Source organism: Caballeronia sp. LZ033 (assembly GCF_031451265.1).
Classification (GTDB): Bacteria; Pseudomonadota; Gammaproteobacteria; order Burkholderiales; family Burkholderiaceae; genus Caballeronia.
In genome coordinates this window covers 1-679 of sequence record NZ_JARUXQ010000041.1, presented here as the reverse complement: position 1 = coordinate 679, position 679 = coordinate 1, and the positions used below count along the sequence as shown (strand labels likewise).

Annotated in this window: 1 protein-coding gene; it reads left to right on the top strand. The window is 64.4% G+C overall.

Annotation, left to right across the window (positions count from 1 at the left end; genetic code table 11):
• The coding region (locus QCE62_RS35095) for a hypothetical protein (RefSeq protein ID WP_309928017.1) at positions 1-679 on the top strand (679 nt) is incomplete at both ends.

Here is a 679-nt window from a genome sequence, read left to right as displayed (position 1 = left end):
GTCGTGCAGGTGACGTACTCGGGCTATTACCACTACAACAACTACGACGACTCGGAACACAACTGGACGCTGCCGTTCGGCGATGCGCCGTTTGTCGGCGGTCGTCCGGGTGGTTATGCTCAGATCGCACCGGCCGATATCCGATACTTCGCGCTGCCCGCCTACGAATCGAGCTTCGTCGCGGGCCGCACACTCTCCGGCTCGGGCGTGAGCATCGACAACACGGCGGCCAACGCGGGCTTGCCGTCCATCGGACTCGCTCCGGCTCAGGCGGGTTCGGGCGTCGTGATCGGCGACCTCGGTACGCGAACCGGCTTGCGAGTGATCGATCCCGTGATCGCGGGTGCGACGGCGCAAGGCGTGTTGCAGAACCTCTCGGTTCCGCCAGGCGGTCTGTTCAGTCGCACGAGCGCGCCGGACGCGACGTATCTCATCGTGACCAATCCGGCTCTTACGAACCAGCGGCGCTTCATTTCGAGCGACTACTTCTTGCGGCAGCTCGACCTCGATCCGCAGAAGGTACAGAAACGCCTGGGCGATGGCATGTACGAGCAGCAGCTCGTGCGCAATCAGGTCACGGCGTTGACCGGCCGTGCGGTGCTCGGTCCCTACACCGACACGCAAGCCATGTATGAGGCGCTGCTGGCCGCGGGCGCATCGCTCGCGAAATCGCTCGATC